Origin of the sequence: Methanothermobacter wolfeii, assembly GCF_025397995.1 — an archaeon.
Classification (GTDB): Archaea; Methanobacteriota; Methanobacteria; order Methanobacteriales; family Methanothermobacteraceae; genus Methanothermobacter; species Methanothermobacter wolfei.
In genome coordinates this window covers 1,302,248-1,316,907 of record NZ_CP104550.1, presented here as the reverse complement: position 1 = coordinate 1,316,907, position 14,660 = coordinate 1,302,248, and the positions used below count along the sequence as shown (strand labels likewise).

Here is a 14,660-nt window from a genome sequence, read left to right as displayed (position 1 = left end):
GGATAATAACTATCCCTGTATTTATTCATCATGGACGTACATGAGGGGGTACTTGAGTTCCTCAATGTACTCGAGGCGGACCCTGATCACTGCTGAGCCGTACTCCACAGTCAGGGTGACATCCAGCATTTCCCCTGTGAGTGATGTGTATCCAAATTCTCCTGACGCCTCCATGAGGCGTTCCCTGTCTATATGGACTTCAACATCCCTGATGGCGGGCTGCAGGCTTATGGCTTCTGCGATGGCCCTTTCAAGGTCCTCTGCGATTCTCAGATTCACGGGTGTTCCGGTAAACTGATGGAAGAGAGCACCCATGCTGATTCCGCCTTCAAATATGGCCCTTTCTCTATCTGTAAGGTTGGAGAAGTATTTACTGTCAGCATCCTTCATTTCTGATTACTCCTTCAGTTATTATGACTTTCCATCATTGGAATTTTTTCATATTATTTCTGTCAGATTCCATCCTTCCAGAACCTTTTTAGACAGGCTCAGATCCCCATCATGCTGTTGATTTCTGAGAGTTTGTCGGATATGAACTCCGGTGGAACAGGGAAGATGTATCCCAGGATAAGAAATAGTGTAAGTCCTATTACAGCAGCAAGGAGAATCCTTTTATCCTCAGAAACAGGGTATATCTTGGTGATAAAAAGCCCTCCGATTAGAAAACCTGTGATTATCAGGAGGGCATAGTACCTCCTGGGGTTTTCCACCTTAAGGCTCTTCTGGTAGGGCGTTATCCTCACAAGTTTGCATTCAACTATGAGCCGTTCCCTTGTTGACCCCGGCGGGTGGCATGTGATGAGGAAAAGCCGGGCTCCCTGTTCCACTGACATCTGGTAGGATTCAGGGACAATGAATGAACGGTTTACACGGTACTCTGCAAGCCCTATACCCGGCCAGTTAAGGTAAACCTCATCCCCAGCCCTTAACCTGTCAAGTTTGAGGAAGGGTGATCCATAGAGGGTTCTGTGACCGAAGAGTATCACGGTTCTGTTCCCGGGGGTGTAGGATCTTGGTTCATGGTAGACCCCGTAGAATACTGATCTGTTGTTTATATTCTCTGTAAGGTTGAGGGAGGGTATCTCAACTACCGGTGAATCAACATCCCTCTGATGGACCGTTATCTGGGAGGAGTAGAAGCTTACCTCAATAAGGGCGTAGAGTGAGATTATAAACATACCAGTGATTACAAGAGCCGTGCTAAGCCTCAAGAGGTCCCCCCTTTAAAAAAATAAAGGTTAATGGGTCAGCGCATTAGCCTCGTGTATGCCACTGCTGCCGCTGTTACAAGGGCCCCTATGACCAGCGGACCGTAGGGCGCCCCTGTTTTTCTGACCTGGAAACCCTGATGATGAACCTGTGGTCCCGTAGAGGGTTCCCGGTGGGTAGTAACCGCCGCTGCCTGTTGAGGCATACCCCCTGTTATCTTTGCAGGCCATTCATAGGTGTAGATGAACCTCTGGGATGTTTCAGGATCCATGGTAACATCCCATGCAGCGACCTGTGTGCTGACAAACAGGTTGTCATCGGAGAATGCCTGGGGGCTGCTGTAGATCACCCTTGAATTTACAGGTGCAATGGGGGCCCTGACGATACCTGAAACCCTCTCATCATCGATGTTTATCAGTGTGAAGCCGAAGGTTCCCTTCCAGTACTTAAGATCAAGGGATGGGTTCAGGACTTCTATCTCATTTGGTATGAACCATGATGACATTAATCCCGGCTCATTTAGGATCGGCCAGTAGTTACTGTCATCTGACTCAACATTTACTATGTAACTCGGGATCTCACCCATTTCCCCTGTTGCCTGCAGACCGAAGGATACCGTCTTTGTCTCCCCTGGTTTGATCTTCCATCCATAGTCACCTCCAAGTTCAGGGGTCCTTGACTTAACCATCTTAATAGCTGCTGGATCCGTCCACTGGATTATCCATTTTATCGTGCTGTTCTCCTGAAGGCTTCCCTGATAGACATGGCCTATCTTGAAGTACTGGACGTTTTTGTCGTTGTTTTTTATCTTAACGGTTATAACGGCTGTAAGGTCCTTCAGTCTGAAGCTTGTTGCAGAAGGGTTTTCCTTCACCCATGTTTCCTTTGCTGCTGATCCGCTCTCAGGGACTACCGCAGCAGAAAGCAGCATTAAAGCAAGTATAAGAATACACAACCTTCTTCGCATATGACATTCCCCACCTATCAATAATAAATTAAATTATCCCCCCAATAAAAAGGTTCATTTATCCGTATATCCTCTGCAGCTCCCTTATCATCCAGTCAGGCGCGTTCTGTGTCGGCACGGTAAGGATTACGCTGTCCATGTTCTGTATGAGGAACAGAACGTCCTCTCTGGGCACCTCAAGGATTATGAGGTAGTTTGCTTCCAGTTCACCCAGGTTTGAGGATCTCTCGTAATCTGAAAGCCGTATACCATAATTCTGAAGTATTGCATTGATTTCAGCCTCGTTGAGGCCTCCTGATGCCGCTGCTCTAAGGAGCTGTTCAACGTCAGTTGATGATGTCCTTTCATTTTCACTCTGGGACGTTATTGAGTTGAGTGTGAGGCGCTGGGTGTTCAGTATCCTGGCATCCACCGTTCCACTGTCCTTTGAACGCAGGATTGCAAGCACGGTGGCACCGCTTATCTTTGGTGTCGATGATGATGGTGCTGTGTTATTTGTGTTATTCTGCCTGAGGTAGACGTCCACCATGCTACCGACACTTATCAGGCCTCCTGCAGCCTGAAGACGTGTGATCATTATGGGCACCGCCACCGTGTCAGGGGTCTGGATCTGGGTATTGGCAAGAACCGTTGCATCTGCCTGGCTCACGAACTTCTTGGCATCATCAACCTTCATTATAACGCGCTTTTCCTGACCATTGTCGGTGTAGTTCACCATTACCCTGTTAACACGATCCTTCTTCAGGTTTATCTGCTGGTTCTGATAGGTTCTCCAGGACTGTGTAGCCGGCCCAACCACGTCCACGGCAAGGACTTCCTCTGGAGTCGTGGCACCATCTATCTGGGCAAGGATGGCCTGTTTCTGTGGATCTGTTGCAAGGGGCCCCTTGAACAGTGCATCCACCTCGGCGATCTTCGTTGCCTTGGCGTTCTGGAGGACCTCCTGGTATGGCTGGTACACAAGGAAGTAGTAACCGGCACCTACGAGTATCATGAGTATAACGCCAAAAACAACCGCACCCACAATGGTTTTCTGATCCTCCTCGGGGATGCGTCTTCCTATACCTCCAGATGACCCTCCTGGTCTCTTGGGGGGTGGAGTAAGTCTAGGTTTCGGTTTCTCACCTGATTCTGATTTTAAAGGCGCCTTTTCGGGTTTCCTGGTTTCGCGTGATTTTAAACGGGGCCTTGGCATGGGACGCGGTTCCCTCTTTTTCTTTGAACCGTCTTCTCCACCACCAAATTTACCTACAAGTCCCTTTAACTTATCCCCAACATCTGATCCTTCTTTTCTGATGTTTTTACGGAGATCTGGAGGATTTTTCTTATCCCGGTCATCACCTTTAATTTTGTCCAGCATTTAGATCACGTCTCATTGATGTTATGGGTATTATAATGTAGATAATCGTGGCAATGAAAAGCATGGTCGAAACGGGGCCTGAAATGGCGCCTGTCATAAGACCCGTTATGATTGCCACCATTATCAGCAAAAGCACCATCAAGGCACTTTTCCCACTAACCTTGGGATATTCAACACTGCTCACCATGAGGATAGAAACAGCCAGCATCAGAATGGCTGCAGCAGTTTCACTGTAGAATCCTGTGAGATAGAATGATGATAGCATCAGTGCCGCTACGGGTATTGGCAGACCCGTGAAGTTTTTCACACCCCCTGTGAGGACATTGAACCTTGAAAGTCTCAGTATACCACATAATACTATTAAGAGACCTACTGATATATTAATATATTTAAAGCTGGCGCCTGCTGAATAGATAAAGATGGCCGGGGCAACACCAAATGAAACTATATCTGAAAGGGAGTCGATGTTCTTTCCGAATCCGGTCCCGGTCCTTCCACTCCTCCTGGCAAACCAGCCATCCATGGAATCAAAGATCATGGCTGTGAGCATAAGTATGCATGCAGCATCAAAGAACCCGTTAATGGATAAAATAATTGATAAGTATCCTGAAGAAGCGTTGAGCATGGATATAATATCAGGGATTCCTATAAACGATGTTATCCTTCTTTCTTCCTTGTTAAATGAATCCTTCATAATGACCCCGCGTCATTTTTCAATTAATAAACTACTAAATCTAAGGTGATTTTCCATTGAGAATCTTTCTTTGAACCATGACATTAGTCGGTTTTCATCCTTAAACGTTTTCATATCCTGAATCTGATTCCTGTTCCTGTCCAAGTTAAGTTTATAATTAAGGACTTAAATGTTTTCTCTGAACCTTGCAACAACGGTCTCCCCGGCCTTTGGCCTTGAACCTGTATCAACAAGGACCTCACAGTTTCCTGGCAGTATAAGGTCCACCCTTGAACCGAACCTTATCATACCTATACGGCACCCCTTCTCAACATGATCCCCTTCCTCAACGTACTGGACTATTCTCCTGGCAACGAAACCTGCTATCTGTATAACTCCAACGTTACCGTAATCTGTTTCTATTACAATTAAGTTTTTCTCGTTCTCAGTCAGTATACTTGACCTGGCAACCCTGAACTTACCGTCAAGGTGCTCGGTGTATACAACCTTCCCGGTTACGGGGGACCTGTTAACATGGACATCGAAGGGTGACATGAAGGTGCTTATGAGGAGACCACCGCTTCCATCAGAAAATATCCTGTCGATGAGGGGATAGTCAGGTCCAACCTCCTCTATACGGTCAATCTTCCCGGAGAATCGTCTGCCATCTGCCGGGGCTACGATCAGGTCTCTTTCAGGAGGCGACCTTCTCTCAGGATCCCTGAAAAACTGCATCATGAATGCGATAATAGTGAACATAAGTATACTCACCGCGTGATAACCCAGAAGGAAGGGGATGGTTGCCACGCTTATCAGAAAACTGACCCTCTTTGCAACACCCTTAACGAACACATCATCACCTGCAGACTCCCCCGAAACTCAACATGAATGGGAACATGGTCATGTGAGAGGGGTTCTATGGACTTTAATTATCAGTGAAATATATATATACTGATTCACTGAAGATTATTCTAATCAGCTCCAAACACATTTTTTCATTGGATTTCTCCAGAAAGTTCCTTTCATATTGAAGACGTGATGGTGATGATAGAAAGCAAGATAAAGGTCCTCAGGAAGGCCGCGAAGGTTTCAACGACCCAGAGTTCAGATAAGCTGTGGGCGGTCATTGCAGGTAACGAGGACATGGTTAACTCGGTTGCCTACGAGTCGATTGCTTCAAAGGATCTTGTGAAGATACTTTTCAGAGAGCACGTTACCATCAGGGATTCCTTTGTAAGAAAAAGATTTGATTTTATAATGGTCTATGGTGACAGTAACAAGATAAGGGACCTTTCACTTATATGTAAGGATAACGGGGGCGCCTTCATCAAGATAGCCCCCTATTATGTGGAGAATGAACCCAACCTTGTACTTCTAGTAGCACCAGAGGATGCAATGAAGAAATTTGCAGGTGAAGCTGAAAAAAACAGCATAGGATTCTCATTCATCCTTGAAGACAGGACAACGGGTTTCATAGAAACTGATGTTTATCTGACAGAGAAACTCTCAGGCTTCATAAGGAACATAGTAGACCCCCTATTCAAGGTCACCGATGTTGTCCTTGTAACCCTTCTCATCTCGGTTCATGAAAGGGATGACGTCAGGAGGATATGTGAGATAGCATCAAGAAATAACATATTTGCAGTTGACTTTAAAGATATCGTTGAGGAGGAGTAGAATGTTTTCATTTGGAAAGAAGAACGAGGAAAAAAAAGATGAAAAAAGGGCGGCCATTGCCAACACCCTTGGCATAGACCTCGGTACCCTCAATACCGTGGTTGCCAAGCCAGCAGGGGACAAATTTGATATTTACAAGATTCCTTCAGTCGTGGCTGTTAAGAAGGAGGACCCCTCATATGTCCTTGCAGTGGGTGAAGAGGCAAAGATGATGCTTGGAAGGACCCCTGAAGACATCATAGCAGTAAGACCCCTCAGGAAGGGTGTCATTGAGAGTGTGGCCCAGGCGGAGGCCCTGCTTGTATATGCAATGGAGCTCGGTGCAGGGGACTCTGAATCCATAGATAGGATTGTGATAGGCATACCTGGGGATGCATCAGAGGTTGAGAGGAACGCTGTGGAAGAGATAGGGAGAAAGGCAGGGGCAAATTATGTTCTTGTCATAAGTGAGGGTCTGGCAGCCGCCATAGGTGCGGGTCTACCAATAGCAGAGGCCTCAGGTACCATGGTGGTGGATATAGGTGCGGGTTCAAGTGACATTGTTGTAATATCCCTTGGAGGAATCACCGACATCGAGACCATAAGGATTGGCGGTGACGATATAGACAGCAACATAGTTGAACTTGTAAAGGAAAAATTCAACGTGGAAATAGGCATACATGAAGCAGAGAAGGCCAAGATAGAGGTTGGAATGGTCAAATGCAGCGAAGACCTTGAGAATCTCAAGACGGTAGTTATAGGGAAGTGCATGGAAACAAACAAACCCAAGAAGGTTGAAATAGATTCTGAAATGGTTGCTGAGGCCGCCGAACCACTTGTTAAAGGTATAGTCAACTCCATAGCCGCCGTGCTTGAAAGGCTCTCACCTGAACTGATCTCTGGTGTCTACAATAAGACCGTGGTTGTGGGTGGAACCTCACAGCTCAGAGGCATTAAGGAGAGGATATTTGAAGAGGTGGGCATCCCTGTTGAGATATCCGACGACCCCATGACCGTGGTTGCAAAGGGAGCCGCAATTGTCGCAGCTGAACCAAGGGCCCTTGAGCCGGAGGTAAGGCTGAAGGCCATGAAATAAAATTATTTTTTTGATTGCATGAAGGTCCTTGGAATTGATGAAGCAGGCAGGGGCCCGGTCATAGGACCCCTTGTGGTTGCCGGGGTGATGGTTCCTGAGAGGAAATTCTCGATACTCAGGAAGATGGGTATAAAAGACTCGAAGAAACTCACCCCTGAGAGGAGACGGTTCCTTGCAAGGAAGATACAGAGAATCGCAAGGGTCTTCACGGTGAAAATCAGCGCCTCAGATATCGATGCGATGCGTGCCCGTGGATTCAACCTCAATGAAATAGAGAAGATAGCAATAAGGCGGATAATCATGGAGGCCCAGCCGGACCGTGTCATAATAGACTCGGTTGATGTGAAGCCCTCAAGGCTTGAGGATGAGATCAGGGCACACTTCAAGGATATGGAGGTGAAGGCCGAGCATGGTGCAGACGCCCGCTATTACCCTGTTGCAGCAGCATCAATAATAGCCAAGGTTGAAAGGGACCTTGAGATAGAGAAGATAAGGAAGAAAAACCGCAAACTCGGGGATATAGGTTCAGGTTACCCAAGCGATCCAAGGACGAAGAGGTTTCTTGAGGGATTCAGCTACGATGAACTGCCTGACTTTGTCAGGAAATCATGGGCAACTGTTAAGAAAAAGAAGGAAGGCCATGATTAACACTTTCCAGGTACATGTGATGAAGACCACTATTTTTAAATATCCCTGTTTCGCAAATACCCTTCCAGGTGATGTTTAACATGTTCCCTGATCAGATCATCAACTTCTTCGCCACCATCCTTGAGATGTTCAGGAGCGGCGGTGCAATAACATATATAATAGCCATCATGGGAATCTACGGCTTCATAACATCAGTTGAGAAGATAAACTACCTCAGAAGGATTTCACGGATAAGCACACCCCAGATAATAGGGACAGTCAACGATTCAATGGAGAGGGGCGGTGCCCTCGAGGCCCTCAGGGAGATCGGCCAGTACCAGAACCCTGTCTCCAGCATCATCTCCGAGGCCCTAAAGATAGGTTACAGGAACCGGTCAGAGGTTGAGGATGCCATGGAACGCGTCTTCATCGTTGAGATGAGCAACATGACAAAGGGCCTGGGAACCCTCAGGACCATCATAGAGGTTGCCCCGATGCTGGGACTCATCGGGACCGTGATAGGGATCTGGTACACCTTCAGGGCCCTGGGTGTGAATGCTGACCCCGCTGCAATGGCTGAGGGGATCTACGTGGCCCTCATAACAACAATACTTGGACTTGCAGTTGCAATAATCCTCATGCCGCTCTACTCCTACATAACATCACGGATAGATGATGAGATCGATAAGATTGAACTCATAAAGAAGATGACAAACTGGGGATACGCCGTCATGAGGATAAGGGTCGATGGAGACGTTGATGAGGTCGTCGAGGCCCTGATGGAGTCTGATGGGGTGGTTAGTGTAAGGAAACTGGATGATGATGATGCCAACCTATCAGTGGCATTCAAGCCGAGCATGCTTGAGAAGAGCATAAACAATATAATACTTGAAAGGTGCGGTAGAAGCGCCGAGATAATTGAAAGCAAGCTGAGGCAGTGATCAGATGCCCCTTGACACGGACAGGTACAGGCGCAAAATCCACGGGAAACCCCGCTTTAACATGGTCCCATTCATCGACATACTCTTCACAATACTGATTTTCCTTGTAGTCACCGCAACCTTCGGTGGTGGAGGGCAGGGATCCTCAGGAAAACCCGAGATAGCCGAGAACACAGGACCATCAGAGTATTACCTCATACCTGTTGCAGGTTTAAGTAAGGTTACCGTAAACGGGGTTGACATGTCAGGGCACATAAAAAACAGTGCCGTGGCGGTCCATACAAGGGTTATTGATGAGGGCGAGATAATCATAAGGCCGAAGGAAGGAGCTATAATCATAACGACCCCTCCAGACCTGCCTGTTGAGAGGGCTGTGAGAACACCATCATGATCATCAACGGATTGCTCAGGGGATTTAACTCTTTCGGCGGGAAATCCCTTCCATCAGGAGGGATAGTTCACATAAGGTCATCAAATGACAAATAAAACTGGAGGTTGGTTTATGTATCTTGGAAGAATTCTTGCAGCTGGAAGGAACAGTGAAGGAGCCTTTGTGGCCTACAGGGTTTCAAGCAGGTCCTTCCCCAACAGGACCACGAAGGTCTTTGAGGACAGGGTGTCCGTGATACCCGTTGAGGGACATGAGGGTGATGTCTTCAGGAACCCCTACATAGCATACAACTGCATCCGCATAGTGGATGATACGGCGGTTGTTTCAAACGGAGCCCACACCGATACCATTGCAGATAAGATAGCCCTTGGAATGAACCTCAAGGATGCAATGGGATTCTCCCTCCTTGCAATGGACTATGAGAAGGATGAACTCAACACACCAAGGATAGCAGCGGCCATCGATGCAAGGGAGGCATTCATCGGTATAGTAACGGCCGACGGCATCACCGTTAAAAGGATCCCTGATAATGAATCAATGTACATCTCCACCTATGAACAGATAGAACCGGCACCCACACAATTCGAGGCTGCTGATGCAGACGAAGCAGCAAAGTTCATACTCGAAGGGGGTGAATTCGCAGGCTTCACCCACCCGGTGACAGCCGCGGCAGCATTTAACAGTGGAGACGGATGGAAACTGAGCAGGGTCTGAACTTTACTCCCTAAAAAATCAGGTGCTTGAATGGAGATCAAATTAATCGGTATTCAGGGCATGCCACTTGTAGAGCGCGGGGATGATATCCCTGAACTCATAGTCAGGGCCCTTGATTTCAGCGGCCAGGAACTCATGGACGGCGACATCATAGTAATAGCAGAAACCATAGTGTCAAAGGCAGAGGGCAACACCATTGATCTGAATAAAATAAGTCCATCAGAGAAGGCCCTTGAGATGGCTGAGAAGACAGGGAAGGATCCGCATCTGGTGGAGGCCATCCTCTCAGAGTCCGCTGACGTGATAAGGGTCGGCCATAACTTCATAGTATCAGAGACCCGGCATGGTTTTGTATGTGCAAATGCAGGTATTGATGAATCAAATGTTAGTGAGGGACTTGCAACGCCACTGCCAGCGGACCCTGATCTTAGCGCAGAACGGATACTGAGGGGTTTAACTGAAAGGTCAGGCAGGGAAATTGCTGTGATAATCTCGGACACCCAGGGAAGGCCCTTCAGGGTGGGAGCCGTGGGGGTTGCCGTGGGGGTTGCAGGCATGGCTCCCCTCTGGGACCGTAAGGGTGAGAGGGACCTCTATGGTCGGAGATTGCAGACAACGGAGATTGCAGTGGCAGATGAAATGGCGGCGGCAGCATCAATGGTGATGGGGCAGGCAGATGAGGGTGTGCCTGCAGTTATTATCAGGGGCTACAGATGGGACCACCTCAAGGCTGACGGGGGGATCAGGGACCTCCTGAGACCCAGGGAAATGGATGTTTTCCGGTGATCTGCAGGGTGTGAATTCATGATAACTGTACTGTCGGGCGGAACAGGAACACCCAAGCTCCTCCAGGGACTTGTAAGGCTCGTTGACCCTGAGGATATCACTGTTGTTGTAAACACGGTTGAGAACGGTTATTTTTCAGGGGTATACGTTGCACCAGATGTTGACACGGTCATCTACACCCTTGCAGGCATCATAAACGAGGATACATGGTACGGTGTGAAGGACGATACATTCATAACCCATGAGACACTCTCGGAACTCGGATGCCCTGAACTCCTGAGGATCGGTGACAGGGACAGGGCATTCAAGATTCAGAAAACACTTCTCCTTGAGGACCATCCACTTCACAGGGCAGTTGACGTACAGTGCAGGGCCCTGGGTGTGAGGTCAAGGGTCCTCCCCATGAGCAACCAGGACTCGGATATAACCATAGTTACGGATGAGGGTGAAATGGGGTTCCACACCTTCCTCATTGAAAGAGGTTCGGAGCCCCGGGTCCTTGATGTGAGGTTCAGTGAGGTTGAACCGGCACCGGGTGTTATTGATGCAGTGGAATCTGCCGACCTGGTCATAATAGGACCATCAAATCCCGTCACATCCATCGGACCGATAATAGGTACCTCAGGCGTGAGGAAGGCCCTTAAAAATTCCCCTGTTTATGCAGTATCCCCCTTTGCAGGGGATAAGCCCTTCAGCGGTCCTGCAGGTAAGTTCATGAGGGCATGGGGTTACAGTGCGTCAAGCCTGGGTGTTGCAGAAATCTACAGGGACTTCCTTGACAGGCTCATAATAGATGAAGTTGACGCTCACCTTAAGGGAGAAATAGAAAAACTAATAAAAGATGTGGAAATAACAAAGACCATCATGAAAAACATAGGGGATAAAATAATGCTGGCCAGAATACTTTTGGGTGAAATATTATGATACAGATGACCTTAATTCAGATAGACAACTACGGGCCATGGACGGTCACACCAGCTCCACGAAATGAGGCGGATCTCCAGATACTCCAGGCAGAGCTTTACGCTGACCTCCAGCGGCAGTTTGCAGCCCATCAGGGGCTTGTTTTCTTCACAAGGTTTGACAACATGCTGGCAGTCACAAATGGTATGGATATTGAGGACCACAGGAGGATACAGAATTCAATAGCCAACCGTTACCCCATAACCGTAAGTATGGGTGTGGGTGCGGCTGAGACACCCTACGATGCCCAGAAGAACGCTTCAAGGGCCCTGCAGAGTCATGGGGGGGCTCAGTCAGAGGAGAGAAAAGAGGTGCTCGCCATAGACGGTCTTGTGGATGAGGGATACGTTCAGATCGCCCACCTTGATATAAACGGTATAACCGAGACAATGACTGACATCGTCCCTGCCTATGACACTTCCTTCATTGTGAACAGGGTTCAGCACTTCTTAATGAAGAAGCTCATCAAGGAGGGGGCTCTTCTCTTCTTTATAGGTGGAGATAACTTCATGTCACCCTGTAATGGTCTGGAGCCCCAGGGACTACTGAGGATAATCAATGAGATAGATGATGAGATAAACGTTGCGCTTAAAGCAGGGATCGGTAAGGCCCCAACCGCCGAGAAGGCAGCAAACCTTGCTGATCTGGCCCTTGAGGAGATCAGGGGTGGATTCACCTACGACCTTGTCCATGTGATTAAGGAATGACCCGTGAGAACTGTCTGAGGGTACTGGCACCCATGGCAGGAATCTCTGATGCAGAGTTCTGCCTTAAACTCATCCCCTATGGCTTTGACATGGTCACCCTCGGAGGATACAATGCAGACATGGAGACCTGCAGGGCAGGTAGACTCATAATTGGGAGGGGCAGACCAGAATTTGATTTTGACTTCAATGAACTACCCGCGGTGGTTGCTGAAGAAGCATCAAAGATAAAGGACAGGTTTGATGTCAGGGTTTCCGTGAACCTCAGGGCCACAGAACCTGAGGGGATCATAGAGATATCCAGACTGGATCCGGTTGATGTTGTTGAGATCAATGCCCACTGCAGGCAGCCCGAGATAACCCGCACCGGGGCGGGTCAGGCAATGCTCCTTGAACCCGAGTTCCTGGGCGACTTCACCCGTGAGGTTGTAAGGAAGGCGGCCTCAGAGGTGTCGGTGAAGATAAGGGGAAACGTTCCAGAGGCAGATACGGTCCTGATATCTGAGATCCTTGACCAGGAGGGCTGCAGCTACATACACCTTGATGCCATGAAACCCGGTGTTGATAGAGCCGACCTTGAACTGGTATCGCGGGTTTCAGGGGCGGTCAGGAGGGCAAGGATTATAGGCAACAACTCAATAAGGGACCTGAGATCTGCAAGGGCAATGCTTGATGCCGGGGCAGACGGCGTATCGGTTGCAAGGGCAGCCCTCTCAGGGAGACTATCCTTCAGCCTCAGCAAACTCTGAAAATTTAATTTCGACTAAAAATTTAGGAAAATTTTAATAGGGATTTCCATCAAAGGAATATACAGTTCATGTTTAATGGATCATATTGATTCTGGTAGCAGAGGGTGAGCAAATGTTTTTTATAAAGCTGGAAAACGTCACAAAGAAGTTTAAGGATGTTGAGGTTCTCAGGGATATCAGCGTTGAGATCGAGGAGGGCAAGGTCCTCGGTATACTCGGCAGGAGCGGTGCGGGAAAGTCTGTGCTCATAAACATGCTCCGTGGTATGAAGGACTACCGGCCCGACAGCGGACGCGTAATCTACAGGGTGGCGGTGTGCCCTGAATGCCTCAGGGTGGAGCCACCATCCTTTGATGGAAGGCCCTGCCAGTGCGGAGCAAACTTCGCCCTCCAGGAAGTGGACTTCTGGAACTGCGATAAAAAGACATTTGCGGCTGTGAGGAGAAGAATAGCCATAATGCTCCAGAGGACCTTCGCCCTCTATGAGGATGACACGGTAATCGATAACGTCATAAAGTCAATGCCTGAACTCGAATACGAGGAGGCCCTCTACCGTGCACTGGATCTACTTGAGATGACCCAGATGAGCCACAGGATAACCCACATTGCCAGGGACCTCAGTGGTGGTGAAAAACAGAGGGTTGTCCTTGCAAGGCAGCTTGCCAAGGAACCGATGCTTTTCCTTGCAGATGAACCAACAGGTACCCTTGACCCCAGGACAGCGGAGCTCATACACGACGCCCTCATTGAGGGTGTTAAGGATAAGGGGATAACCATGATAATAACCTCCCACTGGCCCGAGGTCATGAGCGACCTTTCTGATTACGCCATATGGATTGATAAGGGCGAAATAGTGGAGGAGGGGGATCCTGAAACCGTAGTTGCCAGATTCATGGAGCAGGTCCCGGCTCCTGAAAAATCAAAGGAATTTGAACAGAAAAACCCCATAATAAGGATGGTTGATGTTAAGAAGCACTACTACTCCATTGACAGGGGTGTTGTGAAGGCCGTTGATGGTGTGGACCTCACCGTATATGAGGGTGAAATCTTCGGAGTGGTGGGCCTGAGCGGCGCAGGCAAAACAACCCTCTCCAGGATAATAATAGGTATAACTGAGCCAAGCAGTGGAAAGGTCTGCGTCAGGCTCGGTGATGAATGGATCGACATGACAGAGAAGGGACCCCTTGGCCGTGGCAGGGTAACACCCTACCTTGGAATACTCCACCAGGAGTACAGCCTTTACCCCCACAGGGACGTCCTGGGCAACCTCACAGAGGCCATAAGCCTTGAACTCCCTGCAGAGTTCGCCAGGATGAAGGCACTCTATGTACTCAGGGCCGTTGGATTTGATGAGGAGTATGCTGAGAACATCCTCGGCAAGTACCCTGATGAACTTTCAGGCGGAGAGAGGCACAGGGTTGCACTGGCCCAGGTACTTATAAAGGAGCCACGGATCATAATCCTTGATGAACCAACAGGTACCATGGACCCCATAACAAGGGTCCAGGTCACGGACTCAATTCTTAGGGCCAGGGAGGAGCTTAACCAGACCTTCCTTATAATATCCCATGACATGGACTTTGTCCTGGACGTCTGCGACAGGGCATCCCTCATGAGGGGTGGCAGGATCCTCAAGACAGGCGACCCTGAGGAAATTGTCGGTGAACTCACACCCGACGAGAAGATGAAGATGCTTAAGGAATAAACCCTATTCTTTTTTAAATTCAGAACCACAATTTATTTATTGCCAATCCTTATATGGATTAAAAGGATTCTCATGAACTGTTATTAACATATTTGGTATAATTAATAAAGGAGGATTTT

General features: G+C 48.3%; 17 protein-coding genes. 11 read left to right on the top strand and 6 right to left on the bottom strand.

Annotated elements, in window-relative coordinates:
• Positions 1 to 21: 21 nt before the first annotated feature.
• The 6 genes from N5910_RS07155 to N5910_RS07130 form a co-directional block, all read right to left on the bottom strand.
• Positions 22 to 390 carry a dihydroneopterin aldolase family protein gene (locus tag N5910_RS07155; RefSeq protein ID WP_074359320.1) on the bottom strand — a complete coding sequence of 123 codons (369 nt, stop codon included), beginning with the start codon at positions 388 to 390 and terminating at the stop codon, positions 22 to 24.
• A 98-nt stretch (positions 391 to 488) separates the two neighbouring features.
• Complete coding sequence (locus N5910_RS07150) at positions 489 to 1,211, bottom strand: class E sortase (protein ID WP_261599474.1); 723 nt, start codon at positions 1,209 to 1,211, stop codon at positions 489 to 491.
• A gap of 35 nt (positions 1,212 to 1,246) precedes the next feature.
• Positions 1,247 to 2,140 carry a hypothetical protein gene (locus N5910_RS07145; RefSeq protein ID WP_084531256.1) on the bottom strand — a complete coding sequence of 298 codons (894 nt, stop codon included), beginning with the start codon at positions 2,138 to 2,140 and terminating at the stop codon, positions 1,247 to 1,249.
• A 94-nt stretch (positions 2,141 to 2,234) separates the two neighbouring features.
• Positions 2,235 to 3,536, bottom strand: coding sequence for a DUF515 domain-containing protein (locus N5910_RS07140; protein ID WP_261599473.1), 1,302 nt, complete (start codon positions 3,534 to 3,536; stop codon positions 2,235 to 2,237).
• Positions 3,520 to 4,230 (bottom strand): archaetidylserine synthase, encoded by a 711-nt coding sequence (locus N5910_RS07135; RefSeq protein WP_074359317.1) that lies wholly within the window; start codon positions 4,228 to 4,230, stop codon positions 3,520 to 3,522. Before N5910_RS07135 ends, N5910_RS07140 begins: the two co-directional genes overlap by 17 nt.
• 165 nt (positions 4,231 to 4,395) lie before the next feature.
• Complete coding sequence (locus N5910_RS07130) at positions 4,396 to 5,061, bottom strand: archaetidylserine decarboxylase (RefSeq protein WP_074359316.1); 666 nt, start codon at positions 5,059 to 5,061, stop codon at positions 4,396 to 4,398.
• Positions 5,062 to 5,253: 192 nt separating this feature from the next.
• Here N5910_RS07130 and N5910_RS07125 point away from each other — a divergent pair, with 192 nt between their 5' ends.
• The 11 genes from N5910_RS07125 to atwA all read left to right on the top strand — a co-directional run bounded on the left by N5910_RS07125 (position 5,254) and on the right by atwA (position 14,541).
• Positions 5,254 to 5,886: a hypothetical protein gene (locus N5910_RS07125; RefSeq protein WP_074359315.1), complete on the top strand. Its 633-nt coding sequence runs from the start codon at positions 5,254 to 5,256 to the stop codon at positions 5,884 to 5,886.
• A 1-nt stretch (position 5,887) separates the two neighbouring features.
• Complete coding sequence (locus N5910_RS07120; RefSeq protein WP_261599472.1) at positions 5,888 to 6,961, top strand: rod shape-determining protein; 1,074 nt, start codon at positions 5,888 to 5,890, stop codon at positions 6,959 to 6,961.
• An 18-nt stretch (positions 6,962 to 6,979) separates the two neighbouring features.
• Positions 6,980 to 7,609 (top strand): ribonuclease HII, encoded by a 630-nt coding sequence (rnhB, locus tag N5910_RS07115; RefSeq protein ID WP_074359313.1) that lies wholly within the window; start codon positions 6,980 to 6,982, stop codon positions 7,607 to 7,609.
• Positions 7,610 to 7,689: 80 nt separating this feature from the next.
• Positions 7,690 to 8,529 (top strand): MotA/TolQ/ExbB proton channel family protein, encoded by an 840-nt coding sequence (locus N5910_RS07110; protein WP_191216115.1) that lies wholly within the window; start codon positions 7,690 to 7,692, stop codon positions 8,527 to 8,529.
• Positions 8,530 to 8,533: 4 nt separating this feature from the next.
• Positions 8,534 to 8,920: an ExbD/TolR family protein gene (locus tag N5910_RS07105; RefSeq protein WP_074359311.1), complete on the top strand. Its 387-nt coding sequence runs from the start codon at positions 8,534 to 8,536 to the stop codon at positions 8,918 to 8,920.
• Positions 8,921 to 9,031: 111 nt separating this feature from the next.
• The gene (gene purO / locus N5910_RS07100; protein ID WP_074359310.1) at positions 9,032 to 9,634 is read left to right on the top strand and encodes an IMP cyclohydrolase; all 603 of its coding nucleotides are present in this window, start codon (positions 9,032 to 9,034) and stop codon (positions 9,632 to 9,634) included.
• 30 nt (positions 9,635 to 9,664) lie between these two features.
• Positions 9,665 to 10,420 carry a coenzyme F420-0:L-glutamate ligase gene (locus tag N5910_RS07095; RefSeq protein ID WP_074359309.1) on the top strand — a complete coding sequence of 252 codons (756 nt, stop codon included), beginning with the start codon at positions 9,665 to 9,667 and terminating at the stop codon, positions 10,418 to 10,420.
• 18 nt (positions 10,421 to 10,438) lie between these two features.
• Positions 10,439 to 11,344 carry a 2-phospho-L-lactate transferase gene (gene cofD, locus N5910_RS07090; protein ID WP_074359308.1) on the top strand — a complete coding sequence of 302 codons (906 nt, stop codon included), beginning with the start codon at positions 10,439 to 10,441 and terminating at the stop codon, positions 11,342 to 11,344.
• Positions 11,341 to 12,090 carry a GTP cyclohydrolase III gene (locus tag N5910_RS07085; protein ID WP_074359307.1) on the top strand — a complete coding sequence of 250 codons (750 nt, stop codon included), beginning with the start codon at positions 11,341 to 11,343 and terminating at the stop codon, positions 12,088 to 12,090. Before cofD ends, N5910_RS07085 begins: the two co-directional genes overlap by 4 nt.
• Positions 12,087 to 12,836 carry an MJ0144 family RNA dihydrouridine synthase-like protein gene (locus N5910_RS07080; RefSeq protein ID WP_238337878.1) on the top strand — a complete coding sequence of 250 codons (750 nt, stop codon included), beginning with the start codon at positions 12,087 to 12,089 and terminating at the stop codon, positions 12,834 to 12,836. Before N5910_RS07085 ends, N5910_RS07080 begins: the two co-directional genes overlap by 4 nt.
• 112 nt (positions 12,837 to 12,948) lie before the next feature.
• The gene (atwA, locus tag N5910_RS07075; RefSeq protein ID WP_074359306.1) at positions 12,949 to 14,541 is read left to right on the top strand and encodes a methyl coenzyme M reductase system, component A2; all 1,593 of its coding nucleotides are present in this window, start codon (positions 12,949 to 12,951) and stop codon (positions 14,539 to 14,541) included.
• Positions 14,542 to 14,660 lie beyond the last annotated feature (119 nt).

Bases quoted from the DNA above. Each gene is read 5' to 3' on its own strand.
- N5910_RS07135 (WP_074359317.1), bottom strand. From the start codon at position 4,230: ATGAAGGATTCATTTAACAAGGAAGAAAGAAGGATAACATCGTTTATA.
- N5910_RS07145 (WP_084531256.1), bottom strand. From the start codon at position 2,140: ATGCTGCTTTCTGCTGCGGTAGTCCCTGAGAGCGGATCAGCAGCAAAG.
- purO (WP_074359310.1), top strand. From the start codon at position 9,032: ATGTATCTTGGAAGAATTCTTGCAGCTGGAAGGAACAGTGAAGGAGCC.
- cofD (WP_074359308.1), top strand. From the start codon at position 10,439: ATGATAACTGTACTGTCGGGCGGAACAGGAACACCCAAGCTCCTCCAG.
- N5910_RS07125 (WP_074359315.1), top strand. From the start codon at position 5,254: ATGATAGAAAGCAAGATAAAGGTCCTCAGGAAGGCCGCGAAGGTTTCA.
- N5910_RS07140 (WP_261599473.1), bottom strand. From the start codon at position 3,536: ATGCTGGACAAAATTAAAGGTGATGACCGGGATAAGAAAAATCCTCCA.
- N5910_RS07120 (WP_261599472.1), top strand. From the start codon at position 5,888: ATGTTTTCATTTGGAAAGAAGAACGAGGAAAAAAAAGATGAAAAAAGG.
- N5910_RS07095 (WP_074359309.1), top strand. From the start codon at position 9,665: ATGGAGATCAAATTAATCGGTATTCAGGGCATGCCACTTGTAGAGCGC.
- N5910_RS07105 (WP_074359311.1), top strand. From the start codon at position 8,534: ATGCCCCTTGACACGGACAGGTACAGGCGCAAAATCCACGGGAAACCC.
- N5910_RS07080 (WP_238337878.1), top strand. From the start codon at position 12,087: ATGACCCGTGAGAACTGTCTGAGGGTACTGGCACCCATGGCAGGAATC.
- N5910_RS07085 (WP_074359307.1), top strand. From the start codon at position 11,341: ATGATACAGATGACCTTAATTCAGATAGACAACTACGGGCCATGGACG.
- atwA (WP_074359306.1), top strand. From the start codon at position 12,949: ATGTTTTTTATAAAGCTGGAAAACGTCACAAAGAAGTTTAAGGATGTT.
- rnhB (WP_074359313.1), top strand. From the start codon at position 6,980: ATGAAGGTCCTTGGAATTGATGAAGCAGGCAGGGGCCCGGTCATAGGA.
- N5910_RS07110 (WP_191216115.1), top strand. From the start codon at position 7,690: ATGTTCCCTGATCAGATCATCAACTTCTTCGCCACCATCCTTGAGATG.
- N5910_RS07155 (WP_074359320.1), bottom strand. From the start codon at position 390: ATGAAGGATGCTGACAGTAAATACTTCTCCAACCTTACAGATAGAGAA.